At 72.4% G+C, this 18,337-nt stretch carries 19 protein-coding genes; 7 read left to right on the top strand and 12 right to left on the bottom strand.

Going from position 1 to position 18,337, the window contains the following annotated elements; genetic code table 11:
- The first annotated feature begins 14 nt into the window (after positions 1 to 14).
- Positions 15 to 761, top strand: coding sequence for a bifunctional DNA primase/polymerase (locus OG338_RS07170; RefSeq protein ID WP_405936517.1), 747 nt, complete (start codon positions 15 to 17; stop codon positions 759 to 761).
- Positions 762 to 805: 44 nt separating this feature from the next.
- Here OG338_RS07170 and OG338_RS07165 read toward each other — a convergent pair whose 3' ends face one another.
- The 7 genes from OG338_RS07165 to OG338_RS07135 form a co-directional block, all read right to left on the bottom strand.
- Complete coding sequence (locus OG338_RS07165) at positions 806 to 1,708, bottom strand: hypothetical protein (protein WP_405940342.1); 903 nt, start codon at positions 1,706 to 1,708, stop codon at positions 806 to 808.
- Positions 1,659 to 2,627: an iron uptake transporter permease EfeU gene (gene efeU / locus OG338_RS07160; RefSeq protein ID WP_405936516.1), complete on the bottom strand. Its 969-nt coding sequence runs from the start codon at positions 2,625 to 2,627 to the stop codon at positions 1,659 to 1,661. The genes OG338_RS07165 and efeU overlap by 50 nt, the downstream gene beginning before the upstream one ends.
- A gap of 30 nt (positions 2,628 to 2,657) precedes the next feature.
- Complete coding sequence (gene efeB / locus OG338_RS07155) at positions 2,658 to 3,923, bottom strand: iron uptake transporter deferrochelatase/peroxidase subunit (RefSeq protein ID WP_405936515.1); 1,266 nt, start codon at positions 3,921 to 3,923, stop codon at positions 2,658 to 2,660.
- A gap of 23 nt (positions 3,924 to 3,946) precedes the next feature.
- The gene (efeO, locus tag OG338_RS07150; protein WP_405936514.1) at positions 3,947 to 5,083 is read right to left on the bottom strand and encodes an iron uptake system protein EfeO; all 1,137 of its coding nucleotides are present in this window, start codon (positions 5,081 to 5,083) and stop codon (positions 3,947 to 3,949) included.
- 191 nt (positions 5,084 to 5,274) lie between these two features.
- Positions 5,275 to 6,114: a heme ABC transporter ATP-binding protein gene (locus OG338_RS07145; protein ID WP_405936513.1), complete on the bottom strand. Its 840-nt coding sequence runs from the start codon at positions 6,112 to 6,114 to the stop codon at positions 5,275 to 5,277.
- Positions 6,111 to 7,208: a FecCD family ABC transporter permease gene (locus OG338_RS07140; protein WP_405936512.1), complete on the bottom strand. Its 1,098-nt coding sequence runs from the start codon at positions 7,206 to 7,208 to the stop codon at positions 6,111 to 6,113. Before OG338_RS07140 ends, OG338_RS07145 begins: the two co-directional genes overlap by 4 nt.
- Complete coding sequence (locus tag OG338_RS07135) at positions 7,205 to 8,269, bottom strand: hemin ABC transporter substrate-binding protein (RefSeq protein ID WP_405936511.1); 1,065 nt, start codon at positions 8,267 to 8,269, stop codon at positions 7,205 to 7,207. The genes OG338_RS07140 and OG338_RS07135 overlap by 4 nt, the downstream gene beginning before the upstream one ends.
- Before the next feature lie 146 nt (positions 8,270 to 8,415).
- Here OG338_RS07135 and OG338_RS07130 point away from each other — a divergent pair, with 146 nt between their 5' ends.
- The 3 genes from OG338_RS07130 (at position 8,416) to OG338_RS07120 (ending at position 12,213) form a co-directional block, all read left to right on the top strand.
- A complete protein-coding gene (locus tag OG338_RS07130; RefSeq protein WP_405936510.1) occupies positions 8,416 to 9,831 on the top strand; it encodes an HtaA domain-containing protein in 1,416 nt (471 codons plus the stop codon).
- A gap of 62 nt (positions 9,832 to 9,893) precedes the next feature.
- Positions 9,894 to 11,459 (top strand): HtaA domain-containing protein, encoded by a 1,566-nt coding sequence (locus OG338_RS07125; protein ID WP_405936509.1) that lies wholly within the window; start codon positions 9,894 to 9,896, stop codon positions 11,457 to 11,459.
- 82 nt (positions 11,460 to 11,541) lie between these two features.
- Positions 11,542 to 12,213, top strand: a complete 672-nt coding sequence (locus OG338_RS07120; protein WP_405936508.1) for a PhzF family phenazine biosynthesis protein — start codon at positions 11,542 to 11,544, stop codon at positions 12,211 to 12,213.
- 7 nt (positions 12,214 to 12,220) lie between these two features.
- Here OG338_RS07120 and OG338_RS07115 read toward each other — a convergent pair whose 3' ends face one another.
- Together OG338_RS07115 and map are read right to left on the bottom strand one after the other, a co-directional pair.
- Positions 12,221 to 12,883 carry a heme oxygenase (biliverdin-producing) gene (locus OG338_RS07115; protein ID WP_405936507.1) on the bottom strand — a complete coding sequence of 221 codons (663 nt, stop codon included), beginning with the start codon at positions 12,881 to 12,883 and terminating at the stop codon, positions 12,221 to 12,223.
- A gap of 216 nt (positions 12,884 to 13,099) precedes the next feature.
- On the bottom strand, positions 13,100 to 13,957 hold the full coding sequence (gene map / locus OG338_RS07110) for a type I methionyl aminopeptidase (RefSeq protein ID WP_405936506.1): 858 nt from the start codon (positions 13,955 to 13,957) through the stop codon (positions 13,100 to 13,102).
- Positions 13,958 to 14,015: 58 nt separating this feature from the next.
- Between map and OG338_RS07105 the strand changes: the two genes are divergently transcribed.
- Positions 14,016 to 14,252, top strand: a complete 237-nt coding sequence (locus OG338_RS07105) for a hypothetical protein (RefSeq protein WP_405936505.1) — start codon at positions 14,016 to 14,018, stop codon at positions 14,250 to 14,252.
- Positions 14,253 to 14,298: 46 nt separating this feature from the next.
- Here the strand turns inward: OG338_RS07105 and OG338_RS07100 are convergent, their stop codons facing one another.
- Both OG338_RS07100 and OG338_RS07095 read right to left on the bottom strand, forming a co-directional pair.
- On the bottom strand, positions 14,299 to 15,609 hold the full coding sequence (locus tag OG338_RS07100; RefSeq protein WP_405936504.1) for an MFS transporter: 1,311 nt from the start codon (positions 15,607 to 15,609) through the stop codon (positions 14,299 to 14,301).
- Between the two features lie 110 nt (positions 15,610 to 15,719).
- Positions 15,720 to 16,325, bottom strand: a complete 606-nt coding sequence (locus OG338_RS07095) for a hypothetical protein (RefSeq protein ID WP_405936503.1) — start codon at positions 16,323 to 16,325, stop codon at positions 15,720 to 15,722.
- A gap of 95 nt (positions 16,326 to 16,420) precedes the next feature.
- On the opposite strand from OG338_RS07095, the gene npdG reads away from it, so the two are divergent.
- Positions 16,421 to 17,131 (top strand): NADPH-dependent F420 reductase, encoded by a 711-nt coding sequence (gene npdG / locus OG338_RS07090; protein ID WP_405936502.1) that lies wholly within the window; start codon positions 16,421 to 16,423, stop codon positions 17,129 to 17,131.
- Between the two features lie 72 nt (positions 17,132 to 17,203).
- On the top strand, positions 17,204 to 17,386 hold the full coding sequence (locus OG338_RS07085; protein ID WP_018103475.1) for a hypothetical protein: 183 nt from the start codon (positions 17,204 to 17,206) through the stop codon (positions 17,384 to 17,386).
- A 155-nt stretch (positions 17,387 to 17,541) separates the two neighbouring features.
- On the opposite strand, the gene OG338_RS07080 is transcribed toward OG338_RS07085, so the two are convergent.
- Positions 17,542 to 18,330 (bottom strand): site-2 protease family protein, encoded by a 789-nt coding sequence (locus OG338_RS07080; RefSeq protein ID WP_405936501.1) that lies wholly within the window; start codon positions 18,328 to 18,330, stop codon positions 17,542 to 17,544.
- Positions 18,331 to 18,337: the final 7 nt, after the last annotated feature.

The raw sequence follows: 18,337 nt of genomic DNA, 5'->3' as shown, positions 1-18,337 counted from the left end.
AGGCAAGGGGATAGATGGGCGCCGATTTCGGCCGTAGTCGCGGCTCAGAGAGCAGGATTTCCCAGTGGCTGCGGCGACGGCCCAAACCGCAGCAGCGCGAGGTCGACGACACCGCACGGGAGGCGCTGCTCCTGGCTGTCGCCGAGGCCGGAATGCCGATCGCACCCGCCGCCCACCCGGTCGGCTACCGATGTTCGTGCGAACGCATCGGCTGTCCCACCCCGGCCCGCCATCCGCTCTCCTTCGCCTGGCAGACGCAGTCCACCACCGACCGCGCCCAGATCGAGCGCTGGGCCCGCAGCCAGCCGCAGGCCAACTTCATCACCGCGACCGGCATGATCCACGACGTCCTGGACGTCCCGCTGGCCGCCGGTGAGCAGGCCCTCGAACGGCTCCTCGCCGCCGGGGTCGAGGTCGGGCCCGTGGCCCGCTCCGGCGACGACCGGATGCTGTTCTTCACCGCGACGCGCGGCACCCCGGAGGACGAGGACGAGTGGTGGCCGTGCGAGCTGGACTGCCACCCCGAGACCATGGACGAGCACCCCGGCCTGCGCTGGCACTGCCGGGGCAGCTACGTCCTGCTGCCGCCGGCCCAGCTCCCCGGTGAGCTGGACGTCGCCTGGCTGCGCGGCCCCGAGCACCCGCTGCCCGACCCGCTGACGCTCCTGGAGACCCTGACGGACGCCTGCGCGCGGTTCGTCGGCTCCGAGGGCCAGAGCGAGATCGACCACGAATCGGTGGCCTGGCCGCTGCGCCGGTAGCCGGGGCCTTCACGGCTCCTACGGCCTTCGCGGCACCCACGGCCCTACGCGCCCTTCGCCGAGGTCAGCCCCGGCAGCCGGCTGAGCACGGTCACCCTGCCCGTGCCGGCGCCCTTCTTCGGCACGTACACCAGCTGGCTGGAGACCCGCTCCTTGGTCAGGGTGCTCTTCACCTCGCCGGTGAGCAGCGCCTCCACATCGGGGTCGACCGCCGGGCGCAGCCCCCGCGCGGCGGTCTGCCGCTCGAAGTGCCTGCTGCTGAAGAAGACCAGCGCCCCGCCGTCCTCGGTGACCACCCCCAGCGGGGCGTAAGCGCCCCCGTCCAGCGGCTGGTCGGCGTACTGGTACGCGAACCCGGCCCGCCGGGTGGTCAGCCGCGCGTCCCGCCACTGCGAGGTGGCCGCCCCCGGGGCGAACACGTCCGGGGTGCCCTTCTGGAGGTACTGGGTGTACCGCGTACCGAGATCGCGCGGGGCCACCACCAGTCCCGGCCCGTCCGCCGCGACCGGCGCGGCGTCCTTCGCGACGGCGGGCAGCCGGTTCGCGGTGACGACCGACAGATAGGCGGCCTTCCAGCCCGCGTCGGAGCCGGTCTTGGTGAACGCCAGCAGCCAGCGGCTGTGCTTGCCGTCCTCGTCCGTGTCGCGGTTGGCCTCCGTGTCGGCGAGGAACCAGCGCGGCCAGCCCGCCTTCTCGGGGATGACGAACCGGGCGTCGGTCAGCTTCAGCGGCCGGTGCCGGGAGTTGCCGGTGGGCGCTATCCGGTGCCGGGCCTTCAGCCCCGCCTGGTTGACGGCGCCGAGCGAGCCCGTCACCACGTCCGCGTCCAGCGCCGGATCGTACGCCTTGTCGGCGGCGTTGTACGCGGCGGTGAACTCCTTCAGCGCCCGGGCGGCCTCAGCCCTCGTCGCCGCCGGTACGGCCGCCCGCTCCCCGTGCACCGTCACGCACCCGCTCGCCGTCAGGCTCAGCACCGTCGCCGCCGCGAGACCCGTCGCCCGCCGCACCGGCCCCAGACTTCTCATCCGCTGCTTTCCGCGCCTTCTGATCCGTCGCCACTGACCGTCCGAACCCTACCGGGGACAGGAACAGCGCGAGGGTCGGGACCAGATACAGCGCCCAGACGGTGAGCTGGAGGACGGTGGGGTCCGGCTGGAAGTTGAACGTGCCCTTCAGCAGCGTCCCGTACCAGCTGTCCGGCGGGATCGTGGCGCTGATGTCGAACGCCCGGTTCTGGAGCCCGCCCAGGAACTCCGCCTCCTGGAGGTCGTGCACGCCGTACGCCAGCACACCCGCGGCGACGACCACCAGCATCCCGCCGGTCCAGGTGAAGAACTTCGCCAGGTTGATCTTCAGCGCGCCCCGGTAGAACAGCCACCCCAGCACCACCGCCGTGACGATGCCGAGCACCGCGCCGATCATCGGATGCCAGCCGTCGTCCGCCGCGTGCACCGCACGCCACACGAACAAAGAGGTCTCCAGGCCCTCCCGGCCGACCGCGAGCAGCGCGGTCGCGACCAGCGCGCCGGTGCCCATGGCGAGCGCCGCGTCGAGCTTGCCGTGCAGCTCCGCCTTGAGATGGCGAGCGGTCCGCCGCATCCAGAAGACCATCCACGTCACCAGGCCCACCGAGACGATGGACAGCGAACCGCCCAGCGCCTCCTGCGCCTTGAACGTCATCTCCTGCGAGCCGAACTCGAGCCCGGCGCCGAAGCCCAGGCTGGCGACGACCGCGATCGACACACCGATCCAGATCGGCAGCAGCCGGTCCCGGTTGCCGGTCTTCACCAGGTACGCGATGAGAATGCAGACGACCAGGCTGGCCTCAAGGCCCTCACGCAGCCCGATCAGGAAGTTGCTGAACACGTCTCGGTTCCCTTTCCGCTTCGAGTCCCGTTACGAGAACAGCGCCCGGCCCCACCAGTCGTCCTTGTCGCGGACGCCCGGCGGGACGGCGAAGTGCGCCGAACCCACGTGCTGGATGTACTCGTTGAGTGCGTCGTGTGCCGCCAGGCGCCGTTGCAGAGGAACGAACGCCTTGCGGGTGTCGCGCTGATAGGCCAGGAAGAACAGCCCCGCGTCGAGCCGGCCGAGGCCGTCGGTGCCGTCCGTGAAGGAGTAGCCCCGGCGCAGGATCGTCGCCCCGGCATTGCTGTCCGGGTGGGCGAGGCGCACATGCGCGGTCGGCAGCATCGCCTTCAGGAACGGCTCGTCGCGCTCCTTGGACTTGCCGACCGGCGCGCCCTCGCCCTTGTCGCGGCCGAAGACGTCCTCCTGCTCCTGGAGCGAGGTGCGGTCCCAGGTCTCGATGTGCATCCGGATGCGCCGGGCCACCAGATACGAGCCGCCGGTCATCCAGCCGGGCCCGTCCCCGTCCCCGACCCACACATGCGCGCCGAGGGCGGCCGTGTCGGTGCCGGAGATGTTCCGGGTGCCGTCCTTGAAGCCGAGCATGTTGCGCGGGGTCTGGGCGTCCGGGGTGGTCGAGGACGTCTTGCCGAAGCCCAGCTGCGACCAGCGGATCGCGACGCGGCCCATGCCGATCCTGGCGAGATTGCGGATGGCGTGCACGGCCACCTGCGGGTCGTCCGCGCACGCCTGGACGCACAGGTCGCCGCCGCTGCGGGCCCTGTCGAGATTGTCACCGGGGAACTTCGGCAGATCCACCAGCGCCTCGGGCCGCCGCCCTTCGAGGCCGAACCGGTCCTTCGCGAACAGCGAGGGCCCGAAGCCGAAGGTCAGTGTCAGCCGGGACGGCTTCAGCCCCAGCGCCTCGCCCGTGTCGTCCGGCGGCGCCTCGGGCAGACCCCCGTAAGCCCCGTCGCCGACCGCGTGCCCGGCGGTCATCCGCTCGGCCGCCCGGGTCCACTCCTTGAGCAGCGCGACCAGTTCGGCCCGGTCCTTCGTCGTCACGTCGAACGCGGCGAAGTGCAGCCGGTCCTGGACGGCGGTGGCGATCCCGGCCTGGTGCGCCCCGTGGAACGGCACCGCGGCGCCGCTGTCCGCGGCGGTCGCCCGGCCGTCGTCACCGGAGCGGGCCGCGGCGACGCCCACGCCGGCCGCGGCGGCGCCGAGCGCGAGCCCGGCACCGCCCCAGCCCAGCAGGGCGCGGCGCGACGGGGCGCTGCCGTCGGCGGGTGCCTCGCGGGTCTCCTCGGTCATGCCCGGTGCCTCTTCCCGGCCGGTTACTTGGTGACCGCGGCGGCCAGCTTGGACAGCGGCTCGGCCAGCGCGTTGACCGCGTCCGACAGCTCCTTGCGGTCCGCCTTGCCGACCTTCTCGTAGGAGGTGAAGTCGTACGAGGAGGGGTTCGCGCGGTACTTCTCCAGCAGCTTGTTCAGCTCGGCGAACCGCTTGTCCAGGGTGGCGGTGAGCGCGGCGTCGTTCTTCGAGGCGATCGGCTTCAGCAGCCGGTAGGACTGCTCGGCACCCTCCACGTTGGCCTTGAAGTCGACCAGGTCGGTGTGGCTGTAGCGCTCCTCCTCACCGGTGACCTTGCCGGTGGCGACCTCGTCGAGGAGCTCCTTGGCGCCGTTGGCCATCGAGGTCGGGGTGATCTCGGCGGTGCCGACGCGCTTCTGCCAGTCGGCCAGGTCCTTGTAGAGGACCGGCGCGAGGGCCTTCTCCTCGGCGCCGAGCTTCTTGTCCTGCCACAGCGCCTTTTCCAGGCGGTGCCAGCCGGTCCACTTCTGGCCGTCCTCCAGGCCGTCCGCCCGCACGTCGACCTTCGGGTCGATGTCACCGAAGGACTCGGCGACCGGCTCGGTGCGCTCCCAGCCGATGCGGGAGTTCGCGTACGCCTTCTTCGCGGCCTCGATGTCTCCGGCGGCGACGGCGTCCGTGAAGACCTTGACCTTCGGCAGGGTCTCGTCGGCCTGCGCCTGCACATAGGTGCGGTACGCGGCGACGGCCTTGTCCATCTCGGGGCTGCGCTTGGCCACCTTGCCGCCGCTGACCTCGATCTTCTGCCGGATGCCGTGGCCCTTCATGCCGGGCTTGCAGGCGATCTCGTACGAACCGGCCTTGATCTCGGCGGTGATGGTGGCCTTGGTGCCCGGGCCGATGTTCTCGCGCTCGGCGACGATGCGGTCGTCCGGGAAGAGGACGTAGACCTCGGTGACCTTGGAGCCCTTGTTCTGCACGGCCAGCTCGATGTGACCGGACGGCAGCTTGGTCTTGGACACCTCGCAGGAGTCGTCCTTGGCGACGACCTGGACGGCCCCCTCGCCCTTGCCGTCACTCTTCTCGGCGCAGCCCGTGACGGCGGTCAGGGCGGCCGCGGTCGCGGCGGCGGTGACGACGGAGAGACGAACGGCTCGCATCGGGGCTCCACTTGAGGATGAAGGAGAAAGAAGGAAAGGGCCGGACAAAGCCGGGTGAGGCGGACCTAACTTAGCCGAGGCTTACCTGTTGGCCACCCCCGTACGCAGTGATTCAGGTCTCACTGTGCGGGCCCGGAAACAGCCGGATCACGGCCGACCCATGGGCGTACCCCGCACAGGTAATGCACAGGTCAAGAAGCGCGGTCGGGGACCACCAGCGGCACCCCGGTCCGCGGGTGCGGGAACACCTCGACGGGCTGCCGGTAGACCCGGCCCAGCAGCTCACCGGAGAACACCTCGCCCGGCGGGCCCGCCACCGCGATGCGCCCCTCGTGCAGCACGGCCGCCCGGTCCGCGTAGGCGGCGGCCAGCCCCAGATCGTGCAGGACGACCACCACCGCGTCCCCGGCTGCGGCCCGCTCCCGGCAGATCCGCAGCACCAGCTCCTGGTGGCGCAGGTCCAGCGCGGCCGTCGGCTCGTCGAGCAGCAGCAACGGGGCCCGCTGCGCCAGCACCCGGGCCAGCGCCACCCGCGCCCGCTCGCCGCCCGACAGCGCGGAGAAGGGGCGCCCGGCGAACCCGGTGACCTCGGTGGCCGCCATCGCCTCGGCGACCGCCGGATCGTCCTCGTCGGCCCGGTCCGTCCCGGCCCAGGGCGCCCGGCCCATCCGGACGACCTCCGCCACCGGGAACGGGAAGGCGAGGGCCGCGGTCTGCGGCAGGACCGCCCGGCGCAGGGCCAGTTCGGGCGCGGACCAGTCGGTGACCGGGCGCCCGTCGATGCGCACGGCCCCGCTCTCGGCGGGCAGGTCGGCGGCGAGCGCGGCGAGCAGCGTGGACTTCCCGGCCCCGTTCGGGCCGACGAGGGCCAGCACCTCGCCCGCGTAAGCCGTCAGGTCGATCGAGTCCAGCACCTGCCGGCCGCCGAGCCGGACCCGCAGCCCGGTCACCTCGGCGGACGGTTTCCCGGCGGGCACCGGCACCGGCAGCCGCCGGGTGTGCGGGGCGAACAGATTCCGCAGGGTCTTCATGCCCAACCACCTTGCTTGCGACGGGTCCTGCGCAGCAGCCAGAAGAAGAACGGGCTGCCGAAGAGCGCGGTCAGCACCCCGAGCGGCAGCTCCGCCGGGTCCGCGACGGTCCGGGCCGCGAGATCGCCCGCGACCAGCACCAGCGCGCCGCCGAGCGCGCTGCCCGGCACCAGGAAGCGGTGCCCGGGCCCGTTCGCCATGCGCAGCAGATGCGGGACGAGCAGCCCGACGAACGAGATGATCCCCGCGACCGCCACGGCCGCCGCCGTCAGCAGCGCCACGACCAGCACCAGCACGATCCGCAGCCGCTCCACGTCCACGCCCAGATGGCGGGCGGGCCGCTCGCCGAGCGCGAGGAGGTCCAGCTTGCGCGCGTAGAACGGGGCGATCAGCAGGCCCAGCGCCGCGCACGGCAGGACGGCCAGCACCTTGGGCCAGGTCGCCTGGGCCAGCGAGCCGAGCTGCCAGAAGGTGATCTGGGTGATCTGCGCGTTGTCCGCGAAGAAGATGAACAGGCCGATCAGCGCGCCCGCGAAGGCGTTGACCGCGATCCCGGTGAGGATCAGCGTCACCACCTCGGTCCGCCCGCCCGACCGCGACAGCGCGTAGACGAGCAGCACGGTCAGCAGACCGGCGGCGAACGCGCAGACGGTGATCGTCCAGTTGCCGAAGAAGCTCAGCCCGAGCGCGATCGAGGCGACCGCGCCGACCGCCGCACCGGCCGAGATCCCGATGACACCGGGCTCGGCGAGCGGATTGCCGAACACGCCCTGCATCAGGGCGCCCGCGCAGCCCAGCGAGGCGCCGACGAGCAGCGCGAGGACGACCCTCGGCAGCCGTACGTTCCACAGCACGCTTTCGCCGACCCGGTCCAGGGCGTGCCCGCCGAGCCCGATCCGGTGCTGCACGGAAGCCAGGACGTCACCGAGCGGAATGCGGTACGCGCCGATCCCGGCGGACAGCAGGCAGCCCACGACCAGGGCGGCGACGAGTCCGGCGGTGAGCGTGAAAGCGGTGGAGCGCCGGGCCCGGGGCAGGGCCGCTGGAGCCTCGGGCCCGGCAGTCTTGGTGGGTGTTTCGCAGGACGTCGTCACTTGCCGGCACCGCTTTCCGGGTAGAGCTGGCCGACCAGTTCGCTCAGTACGCGGTCGGTGCGCGGGCCGTAGTTCAGCAGCACGCCGTCGTCGACCGAGACGATCCGCCGGTCCATCCCGGCCGGGGTCTCCGCGACGCCAGGGATCTTCACCAGGCCGTCGATCCCGCCGACCGACTCCAGCCCCTTCGTCATGACGAGGATCGCGTCGGGGGCGGCCTTGGCCAGGGCCTCGCTGGTGATGGCGGTGAAGTCCTTCTTCAGCCCGGACGCCTTGCCCGCGTCCACCGCGCCCGCCGCCTCCAGCAGCGAACTCGCCCCGGAGTCCCGGCCGCCCAGCAGATAGACGGAAGCGGAACCGCGCAGATAGAGGAAGGCGACGCGCGGCTTCGCGCTCCCGTCGGCGGGTGCGGGCACCGACTCGCGTACGGCGTCGATACGGTCCTGCGTCCGCTTCTTCAGGGTCTGGCCGGCCTTTGGTACGCCGAGCGCGGCGGCCACGGTCTCGATCCGGCGGCTCACGTCGGACAGTTCCTTCGCGGGTTCGACCACCACGAGCGGAATCCCGGCGTCGCGGATCTGGCCGATCGCCTCCGCCGGACCGGTCGTGGTGTCCGCGAGGACCACGGTCGGCTTCAGCGACAGCACGCTCTCCGCCGACACGTCGTGGGCCCGGGTCACCACGGGCAGCTTCTCGGCCTGTTCGAAGGTGGCGGTGATGTCACGGGCCACGACGTGCTCGCCGAGCCCGAGCGTGAACACGATCTCGTTCAGGCTGCCGGTGAGCGGCACGATCCGGTCCGCCGATGTGATGGTGGTCCGCTTGCCGTCCGCCGAGTCCACGGTGACCGGGAGCTCCGGCGCGGCGGTGCCGGTGAGCGGTTCGATCCGGTCCGCGTCCGCCGCCGGGGAGGCCCCGGTGGCGGCGGACTTCGCCGAGGGCGCGTCCGTACCGCCGCAGCCGGCCAGGAGCACGGCCGAGGCGAGCGCGAGGGCGGTCGCCAGGGTGCGGGTGCGCCGTGCGCCACGGCCCGGTGGGGCGAAGACCTGCGGGAAGCGCACGGGGCACCGTCCTGTCGTTCTACGGCTCGTACTACGGCGAGCAGTTGGTGATGATCTGCGAAGAATGTGACGGAAGGGGGTACCGGCACAGGATGTTCGTACCTTAGGTTAGCCTTACCTGCGTTACTAGTCCTCGGAGGGGTTCCATGCCACCGTTCAGACCTGCCCGCGCTCTCGCCGTCGCGCTGCTCGCGGTCCTGCTGGGTGCGCTGCTCCCGGCCACCGCCGCGCAGGCGGCGAGCCGCACGGTGCAGGGCGGACGGCTGGACTGGGGCATCAAGTCCTCGTTCCAGAGTTACGTCACCGGGCCCATCGCCCAGGGGAGTTGGGGGCTGACCGGCGGCGCCGCCACGGTCGGCGGCAGCCAGTTCCGCTTCCACTCCGCGACCGGCTCCTACGACCCGGCGACCGGGGCCTTCCGGGCCGGCTTCTCCGGCGGCGTCCGCTTCAAGGGCCACAAGCAGTCCGACGGCTCCTATGAGCTGGACCTCACCATCAGCCGCCCCACCGTCCGCATCCAGGGCGGCAGCGGCACCCTGTACGCGGACATGGTCAGCAAGGAGCGGGGCAGCGGACGCGTCACCACCGCCACCCAGGTCCCGCTGGCCACGCTCGGCCTGTCCGGGATCGACATGCGGGGCGGCACCACCCCCGTCGCCCTGACCAACATCCCGGCCACGCTCACCGCGCAGGGCGCCAAGTCCTTCGCCGGCTACTACACCGCCGGCACACCGCTGGACCCGGTCAGCCTCTCCGTGGACACCAAGGGCCCGGCCGCGAAGCCCTCCAAGACCCCGGCGAAGCCGGACAAGAGCACCGAGCCGAAGAAGAAGTCCACGGCCGGGCGCTTCGAGGACGCCGCCGTCGACTGGGGCGTGCGCCGCACCTTCCGCGAGTACGTCACCGGTTCGATCGGCCAGGGCGAGTGGACCCTCGCCGACGGCGCCCAGGACGGCGGCGCGCTCTTCCGCTTCCCGAAGGGCAAGGGCACGTACGACCCCGAGAGGCAGACCCTGACGGCCGCCTTCGCGGGCAGCGTCCGCTTCACCGCGCACGACGGCCTCGATCTGAAGCTGTCCCGGTTCGCGGTCGCCGTGAAGTCCGGCAAGGGCACGCTGAGCGCAGACGTCCTGAGCGGCGGCAAGGCCACCGAGTCGGTGCCGCTCGTCACCTTCGCGGCCGAGGACTTCGCGCCGAAGAACGGCCTCGCGGTCCTCACCGAGGCACCCGCCACCCTGACCGCCGACGGCGCGAAGGTCTTCGGCTCGCTCTACAAGGCGGGCACCGCGATGGACCCGGTCTCGCTCGCCGTGGCCACCGACGCGAAGGCGGCCCTGCCCGCCCTGCCCGACCTGGGCAGCGACGCCTCGGCCTCGCCGTCGCCGGAGCCCACGGGCAGCCCGGCGGCGAAGGCGGCCACCGTCCCCACGGCCGCCGAGCAGGACGACGACTCCCGCACCGGGCTCTATCTGACCCTCGGCGGCGCCGGACTGCTCGCCGCGGCCGCGGTCACCGTGCTGCTGCTCGTACGCCGCAACCGGCCGTCGCCGGACGCCTCCTGACCCCACGCACCACCCGTCCCCACCCCCGTACATCCTGTTCATCCCTGAGGAGACCATCCGCCATGGCAGCCACCCGCCGCCCCATAACCCTTGCCGCAGCCGTCGCCACCGCGGCCACCCTCGGCGCCGCACTCGCCCTCCCCGCGCTCGCGGCCGACCGTTCCACTTCGAACGCCCCGGCCGCCGCGCCGAGCATCGAGCTGAAGGACGGCACGCTGGACTGGGGCTTCAAGGAGTCCTTCCGCCGCTACATCGGCGGCGCCGGCAAGATCACCGTCACGGACGGCGCGAAGCAGGCCGAGAACAACGGCGTCTTCACGTTCGTCAACGGCAAGGGCAGCTACGACACCGGCACCCACGCCACCGACACCGCGTTCGAGGGCGGGGTCAACTTCTCCGCGCACGGCGGCGTCCTGGACATCACGCTCTCCGACGTGAAGGTCTCCACCGCCGGCACGGGCGGCGCGATCACCGCCGACGTGGCCACCCCGCAGGGCACCCAGAACGACGTCGCCGTCGCGGACCTCGACCTCTCGGCGGTGAAGCCGGGCCAGGGCGCGGGCGGCGCGATGGTCTTCAAGGACATCCCGGCCACGCTGACCAAGGCCGGCTCCGAGGCGTTCAACGGGCAGTACAAGGAGGGCGAGGTGCTGGACCCGGCCACGCTCACCGTCACCGCGGCCGCGGCCCCGACCGGGAAGCCCACCGAGAAGCCGACCGAGAAGCCCACGGAAAAGCCCACCGAGAAGCCCACCGAGAAGCCGACGGAAAAGCCGACGGAAAAGCCGACCGAGAAGCCCACCACCAAGCCCAGCCCCACCGCCACCGACAAGCCGGCCGCCGAGTCCGGCGAGATCGTGGACGGCACCCTGGACTGGGGCGTGCGCGCCTCCTTCCGCTCCTACGTCACCGGCCCCATCGCCCAGGGCAAGGTCGAGACGACGTCCGGCGCCAAGGCCACCGCGAGCGGCTACCGCTTCCCCGACGCCACCGGCACCTTCGACGCCGCCGGGCAGAACCTCAAGGCCACCTTCGGCGGGAAGGTCCGCTTCCTCGGCCACCAGGAGGACGGCGCCTACACCCTCGACCTGTCGCTGTCCCACCTGAAGGTCCAGGTCTCCGGTGGCAAGGGCACGCTCCTCGCCGACGTCTCCTCCAAGGACCGTGCGACCAAGAAGGTGTCCACGTACACCGGTCTGGCCGTCGCCGACCTGAAGCTGCCCGCCGGCAAGCTCGCCGCCAAGGACGGGGTGGTGACCCTCTCCGGCGTCCCGGCGACCCTGACCTCCGACGGCGCCACCAAGGCGTTCGGCGGGATGTACCAGGCGGGCGAGGCGCTCGACGCGCTGACCGTCGCGGTCTCCCTCGACAAGGACGCCACGCTTCCGACCGGTTCGACCACCGGCTCCACGACCGGCTCCACCACGACCGGTTCCTCCACCACCGGCGGCTCCGGCACCGGCGGTTCGGGCTCGGTCGGCGGGGCCGGCACGGTCGGCGGCTCGGGCGCCCTGGCCTCCACCGGCGCCGACCTCCCGACCGGTTCGCTGCTCGTCGCCTCCGGCGTGATCGTGGCGGCCGGTGCCGGAGCGGTCGTCGTCGCCCGCCGTCGCCGTACCACCGCCTGACCCGCCGCACACACCGGACGACACCGCCCGGGTACCGGCCCTTCGTTGGGGCGGGTGCCCGGGCGGGTGCTTGAATGCGGGCGTGAACGACTACGACGTACCCGCCGGCACCGACATCCTCCGCGTGTTCTGCGGCCCGGACGGCCGGCACGGCAACACCCTCGGTGTCGTACGCGACGGGCGCCGCCACCCCGGACGGGCCGCCCGGCAGGAACTCGCCCGCCGGCTCGGCTTCAGCGAGACCGTGTTCGTGGACGACCCCGAGCGCGGCCGGCTCGACATCTACACCCCGGGGCTCCGGCTGCCGTTCGCCGGGCACCCCGTCGTCGGCGCCGCCTGGCTGCTCGACCTGGAGGTCCTGGAGCTGGGGGTGGGCGATGTGTTCGCCCGCCACGACGGGGAGTTCTGCTGGATCACCGCCCGCCCGGAGTGGGCACCGCCGCGCACCCTGAAGCAGTACGCCTCGGCCGCCGAGGTCGACGCGCTCCCGGCGCCGCCGCCCGGCGAGGGCTGGCTCTACGCCTGGGCGTGGGAGGAGGAGGCGGCGGGGCGTGTACGGGCCAGGGCCTTTCCGCGCCGGGACGACGGCATTGTGGAGGACGAAGCGACGGGAGCCGCGGCCCTGTTGCTGAGCGCGCACCTCGGGCGCGCGCTCAACATCACACAGGGCCGCGGCTCCCAGATCCTCACGGCGCCCGCGCCGGACGGCGCGGTGGAGATCGGCGGCAGGGTCGTGCTGACCCACCACGGATGACAGGGGGTCAGGCGGCGCGGAACTCCTCGCCCAGCTCCCGGAACACGGCGGTGTTCAGCGCGAAGGCGCGCTTGCACTCGTCCACGATCCGACGCTTCTCCAGGTCGTCCGCGTTCACCGCGTCCAGCAGCTCGCGGTAACCCCGCTTGAAGGCGGCCGGGTTGGCGATCTCCTCGAAGACGTAGAACCGCACCCCGTCGCCCTTGCGTGCGAAGCCCCAGGTCTTCTCCGCCTTGTCCCGGATGATCTGACCGCCCGACAGGTCGCCCAGGTAGCGCGTGTAGTGGTGCGCGATGTATCCGGCGGGCCAGGTCCTGGCGCACTCGGTGACCCGCTCGGCGTAAGCGGCGGTGGCCGGCAGCGGCGCCAGGCCCTCGCGCCAGCCGTCGCCCCGCAGATGGGCGAGGTCGCGCTCCAGCTCGGCGGTGCGCATCAGCTCGGGCTGTATGAACGGCCCCGCCACGGGGTCCGCTGCCAGCGCCCCGGCGCCCTCCTCCAGGGCGCGGTACACGAACCACAGCTGCTCGGTGTAGCGCGTGTACGCGTCGACGCCGAGGCGCCCGCCGAGCAGGTCGCCCATGAACGTCGAGGTCTCCGCCTCGGTGTGCTGCTCGTGGGACGCGATGCGGATCAGCGTCGAGAAGGGCGTGGCGGTGACGGTTGCGTCCAAGGCGGGCCTCCGGGGCCGAGGGGGACGGGAAGTCCAGATAGAGACGGAAATATCGGCCCGCCGCGGCTGTCCGCCGGTGACGGGGACCGATACGCTGATCCTCCTACTTAGGCAAACCTAAGTCAACTGCTTGCCGACGTCTTGTCGGCAACTGTACGGAAACGAAAACGGCCGCCCGGAAGGGACGGCCGTTTCGGAAGCGGGCAGGTCGGGGGGTTACGGCAGGGTCAGGATGTCCGCGCCGGTCTCCGTCACCACGAGCGTGTGCTCGAACTGCGCGGTGCGCTTGCGGTCCTTCGTCACCACGGTCCAGCCGTCGTCCCACATGTCGTAGTCGTGGCTGCCGAGGGTCAGCATCGGCTCGATGGTGAACGTCATGCCGGGCTGCATCACGGTCGTCGCGTGTGGGCTGTCGTAGTGCGGCACGATGAGCCCGGAGTGGAACGAGGTGTTGATCCCGTGCCCGGTGAAGTCCCGGACCACCCCGTATCCGAAGCGCTTCGCGTACGACTCGATGACCCGCCCGATGACGTTGATCTGCCGCCCCGGCCGCACGGCCTTGATCGCCCGCCGCAGCGATTCCTCGGTGCGCTCGACCAGCAGCCGCGACTCCTCGGCCACGTCGCCGCAGAGGTACGTCGCGTTGTTGTCGCCGTGCACCCCGTTGATGTACGCGGTCACGTCGAGGTTCACGATGTCGCCGTCGCGCAGCACGGTGGAGTCCGGGATGCCGTGGCAGATCACCTCGTTGAGCGAGGTGCACAGCGACTTGGGGAAGCCGCGGTAGCCCAGCGTCGACGGGTACGCCCCGTGGTCGCACATGAACTCATGGGCGACGCGGTCGAGTTCGTCCGTCGTGACGCCCGGGGCGATGTGCTTGGCGGCCTCGGCCATCGCCTGCGCGGCGATCCGCCCCGCGATGCGCATGCGCTCGACGGTGTCGGTGTCCTGCACCTCCGGCCCTGTGTACGGCGTCGGAGCCGGCTTGCCCACATACTCGGGGCGCCTGATGTTTCCGGGCACGGAACGGACGGGAGTGATCTCCCCTGGTACGAGCAGCGACTGGCCAGACATGCCAGCGAGTCTAACCAGCGTGTCCGGGGCACCATGGCACAGAGGAAAGGAACCGATGATGGCCCTGTTCAAGAAGCGCACGGTCGGCAAGCCGGGCGAGTGGTTCTACTGCCTGGAGCACGGATCGGTCGAGGAGGGCCCCGAGTGCCCGGCCAAGGACCGCTTCGGCCCGTACGCCTCCCGGCAGGAGGCACAGCACGCGATGGAGACCGCCCAGGCCCGGAACCTGGAGTGGGACACGGACCCCAAATGGCACGACCGCAAGGGCCCGGACGAGGACGGTACGGCGGGCTGACCGGGGCGCGGGGCCCGCAGCGGTTCTCCGGCGGCCGGCCCCGGCCTCAGGCCGCCGGTTCCACGTCCAGGCCCTTCGCGCGCTGGGCACGCCTGCGCAGCGCGTCCTCGTCCGTCTCCGAGTCGTACGTGAGGAGCTTCGGGAGCGCCGCCGCCAGCAGCGCCACCGAGGCGACGCAGGCCACGCCGCCGGTCCAGATCGCGGGCCGGGTCCCCGTCCACCCCGCCATCCCACCGGCCCGGACCTGGCCGAGCTGCGGTCCGACGCTGTACGAGAGCACCTCGATGCCCGCGAGCCGGCCGCGCAGCTCCTCCGGGATGGTCTGGTTCCAGATGGTCGACCGGCCGAGCCCGCTGAGCATGTCGCCCGCCCCGGCGAACCCGAGGCACACCAGCACCAGCCACACATCGCCGAACCAGCCGGCCGCCGCGATCGAGAGCCCCCAGACGGCGGCGCCGAACACGACGAACAGCCCGTGCCTGCGCACCCGCGAGGTCCAGCCGCTGGTCAGGCCGAGCAGCAGCGAGCCGACCGAGCCCGCCGCGTACATCAGCCCCAGCGACCAGTCGGCGTCCAGCTCGTCCGCGAGGAACGGGAAGATCGTGTTGGGGAACGCGAAGAACATCGCGGCCATGTCGATCGCGTACGTCCCCAGCAGCACCGGCCGGCTCCAGGCGTACCTGGCCCCCTCCACGATGCCGCGCAGCGACGGCTTCCGCCCCTTCTCGGCGGGCGGCGCGGGGGAGAGCCTGCGGCACATCAGCACCGAGGCGGCGAAGGTGACCACGGTGATGGAGTAGGCGGTGGCGTGTCCGGCGTAGGCCACCACCAGACCGGCCAGCGACGGGCCCATGATCGCCCCGGCCTGCCAGCGCAGCGAGTTCAGCGCGGCGGCCGCCGGCAGCTGGTCGTGCGGCACGATCCGGGCCATCAGCGAGTCCAGCGCGGGCCGCTGGAGCCCGGCGAGCGCGGAGACCCCGCCCGCCACCACATAGAGCGGCCACAGCATCGGATCGGGCAGCGCCGCGTTCACCAGCAGGATCACCGCGAGCAGCCCGAGCCCGGCCTCGGTGGCCAGGATGATCTTCCGCCGGTCGGCGGCGTCGGCGAGGGCACCCCCGTAGAGCCCGCACAGGACGAGCGGCACCAGCTCCACCGCGCCCATCGCGCCGACGGCGAGCGGGGAGCCGGTGAGGTCCTTGATCTGGAGCGGCAGCGCGATGAGCGCCATGAAGCTGCCGAAGTAGGTGACGATGCCCTGCACCCACAGCAGCCGGAAGTCGGCCGATGACCGCCAGGGCGAGAGGTCGGGAAGCAGTGCGGCCAGCCTGGCGGCGAGGGAGGTGCGAGAGGTCACGAGGAGACATGGTCTGTCGCGATACGTGGGGGATGCAAATGGATTACGCGGGGGTGCCGCGCCCGGCCGCGGGCGGCCCCCCGGCCCCCCGGCCCCGGGCGGGCGGGCCGCTACCAGCGCGGCGGCGGGGGAGCCGTCAGCTGGTCGGCCAGCCGGGACAGCCGGTCACGGAAGGTGCGCCGGCCGCCGCGCGGCACCGGCGCCCCGTTCTCCCCGGCGGCGGCGCTGACCAGGTGCTGGACGGTGTCCAGGTCCACGTCGTCGCCGTCCGTCACGGACAGCGCCTCATGGGCGAGCCCGCGCACCTGCGGATCGCCGTTGTCCAGCGAGAGCACCGTCGCCCCGGCCCGCCGGGCGTCGTGCACCCGCTCCAGCAGCCCCTCGCCGGGCCGGTCCGGCGTCACCACGAGCAGCGTCTCGCCGCGCCCGGCCGCCTCGATCCGGCCGAGGCCGACCGCGAGGTGCGCCGGGTCGCCGGGCTCCACGCGGTGGCGCACCAGGGTGGGGCGGAGCTCGGGCAGCCCGGACCAGGTGGACTCGTCCACCAGATGGGCGGCGAGGTGCCAGGGCTCGTACCCCTCGGTCCCCACCAGCAGCAGCCCGCCGCCGTGCGGGACCACGGAGGAGCGGAGCGCGCCGGCGAACCGCCGGGCGGCGGCGGGCCACTGGGTCCTGGCGAGCACTTCACGCAGCAGCGCCACACGTACGGCATCCATGGCCCGGCATCCTGCACCATGCGGGGGGCCCGGCACCGGCGAAAGGCCCAAGCACCATCCGTACGGGTGGTGGCCCTGGCAGTAGTGTCGGGGCCATGACTACCAATGACAGCGGCAGCGCGCCCAAGCCCCCCGCCAAGGACCCCTGGGACCTGCCGGACGTGTCCGGCCTGACCGTCGGCGTGCTCGGCGGCACCGGACCGCAGGGCCGCGGTCTCGCGTACCGCTTCGCCCGCGCCGGACAGCGGGTGATCATCGGCTCCCGGGCGGCGGACCGCGCGGAGGCGGCGGCCGGGGAGCTGGGCAACGGCGTGCGCGGCGCGGACAACGCGACCTGCGCGCGGGAGAGCGACGTGGTGATCGTGGCGGTGCCGTGGGACGGGCACGCCAAGACGCTGGAGTCGCTGCGCGAGGAGCTGGCCGGGAAGATCGTCGTCGACTGCGTCAACCCGCTCGGCTTCGACAAGAAGGGCGCCTACGCCCTGAAGCCGGAGGAGGGCAGCGCCGCCGAACAGGCCGCCGCCCTGCTGCCGGACTCCCGCGTCACCGCCGCCTTCCACCACCTCTCGGCGGTCCTCCTCCAGGACGAGTCCATCGAGGAGATCGACACCGACGTCCTGGTCCTCGGCGAGGCCCGCGCCGACACGGACATCGTCCAGGCCCTGGCCGGCCGCATCGCCGGCATGCGCGGCATCTTCGCGGGCCGCCTGCGCAACGCCCACCAGGTCGAGTCCCTGGTCGCCAACCTCATCTCGGTCAACCGCCGTTACAAGGCCCACGCGGGACTGCGTACGACGGACGTCTGAGCCGGGCCCGGGACCGCCCGGGGCATGGGGGACACTGGACGGGACCACGCACCACCCCCGACAGGAGCCCCCATGCCCCGCCTCGCCCTCTACGCCCTCGTCGTCTGCGTCCTGGCCCTCGCCGCGGCCGTGACGGCCTTCGTTCAGGGCAGCGTGCTCATCGGCATCGTCTGGGTCCTGCTGGTCGGCCTCTCCTCGAACATGGCCTGGTACTACCTGCGCCGCCGCCGCGCGGAGACCGCGTCCGCGGAGTAGTCCGAACCGCCGGGCTCACCGGTCCCGGTAGGCGTCGAACCACTCCAGGACCTGACCCTCGGACGCGGGCGGGCGGTGTCTACAGGGCACGGTCCATGGCCCATGGCCGCCCGCCGCCGGGCACCGGAGTCAAGACCGCCGGAAGCCCGGCCGTCTCACCCGCCCACCGCGCACCACGGGTCCGCCTCCTGCCAGAAGCGGTACGCGTCCAGGCCGCAGTCCGTCCAGAACCCGTGCACGCCCAGGCCCCTCAGGATCGCGTACACCGCGTCGAAGAAGGCCCGGTTCAGTTCGGGGACCCACAGCAGGGCGAAGACCGCGATCAGGCCGAAGGGGGCGAACGGCTCCACCGCGCGACGGGCCGAGCGCGAGAGCCACGGTTCGATGACCCCGTAGCCGTCGAGCCCCGGCACGGGCAGGAAGTTCAGGATGGCGGCCGTCACCTGGAGCAGCGCCAGGAACGCCAGCGCGTTCCGGAAGGCGGGCGGCACCCCGTCCAGGCCGTCCAGCCAGAACGGCGCGGTGCACACCACCGCGAACAGCACGTTGGTCAGCGGCCCGGCCGCCGAGATCAGGCTGTGCCGCCACCGGCCGCGAATCCGGCCCCGCTCGATGAACACCGCCCCACCGGGCAGCCCGATCCCGCCCATGATCACGAACAGCACCGGCAGCACGATGCTGAGCAGCGCGTGCGTGTACTTCAGCGGATTCAGTGTCAGATAGCCCTTGGCCCCGATCGAGATGTCCCCGCTGTGCAGCGCGGTCCTCGCGTGCGCGTACTCGTGCAGACACAGCGACACGACCCAGGCCCCGGTCACGAACAGAAACGTCGCGAACCCCGGCTGCGCCGCGTACCCCGACCACACCCCCCACCCGGCCACGGCCGTCACGGCGGCGATCCCGAGGAAGACCGGACTGATCCGCTGGTGCGCTGCGCTTGACATGGGACCC

Origin of the sequence: Streptomyces sp. NBC_00726, assembly GCF_045161735.1 — a bacterium.
Lineage (GTDB): Bacteria > Actinomycetota > Actinomycetes > Streptomycetales > Streptomycetaceae > Streptomyces.
This window is presented reverse-complemented; position numbering and strand designations above follow the sequence as displayed.

Excerpts from the sequence above, each read along its gene's own strand:
- OG338_RS07125 (WP_405936509.1), top strand. The coding sequence starts at position 9,894 with ATGGCAGCCACCCGCCGCCCCATAACCCTTGCCGCAGCCGTCGCCACC.
- OG338_RS07080 (WP_405936501.1), bottom strand. The coding sequence starts at position 18,330 with ATGTCAAGCGCAGCGCACCAGCGGATCAGTCCGGTCTTCCTCGGGATC.
- OG338_RS07170 (WP_405936517.1), top strand. The coding sequence starts at position 15 with ATGGGCGCCGATTTCGGCCGTAGTCGCGGCTCAGAGAGCAGGATTTCC.
- efeO (WP_405936514.1), bottom strand. The coding sequence starts at position 5,083 with ATGCGAGCCGTTCGTCTCTCCGTCGTCACCGCCGCCGCGACCGCGGCC.
- efeB (WP_405936515.1), bottom strand. The coding sequence starts at position 3,923 with ATGACCGAGGAGACCCGCGAGGCACCCGCCGACGGCAGCGCCCCGTCG.
- map (WP_405936506.1), bottom strand. The coding sequence starts at position 13,957 with ATGTCTGGCCAGTCGCTGCTCGTACCAGGGGAGATCACTCCCGTCCGT.
- npdG (WP_405936502.1), top strand. The coding sequence starts at position 16,421 with ATGACTACCAATGACAGCGGCAGCGCGCCCAAGCCCCCCGCCAAGGAC.
- OG338_RS07130 (WP_405936510.1), top strand. The coding sequence starts at position 8,416 with ATGCCACCGTTCAGACCTGCCCGCGCTCTCGCCGTCGCGCTGCTCGCG.
- OG338_RS07105 (WP_405936505.1), top strand. The coding sequence starts at position 14,016 with ATGGCCCTGTTCAAGAAGCGCACGGTCGGCAAGCCGGGCGAGTGGTTC.
- OG338_RS07085 (WP_018103475.1), top strand. The coding sequence starts at position 17,204 with ATGCCCCGCCTCGCCCTCTACGCCCTCGTCGTCTGCGTCCTGGCCCTC.
- OG338_RS07145 (WP_405936513.1), bottom strand. The coding sequence starts at position 6,114 with ATGAAGACCCTGCGGAATCTGTTCGCCCCGCACACCCGGCGGCTGCCG.
- OG338_RS07095 (WP_405936503.1), bottom strand. The coding sequence starts at position 16,325 with ATGGATGCCGTACGTGTGGCGCTGCTGCGTGAAGTGCTCGCCAGGACC.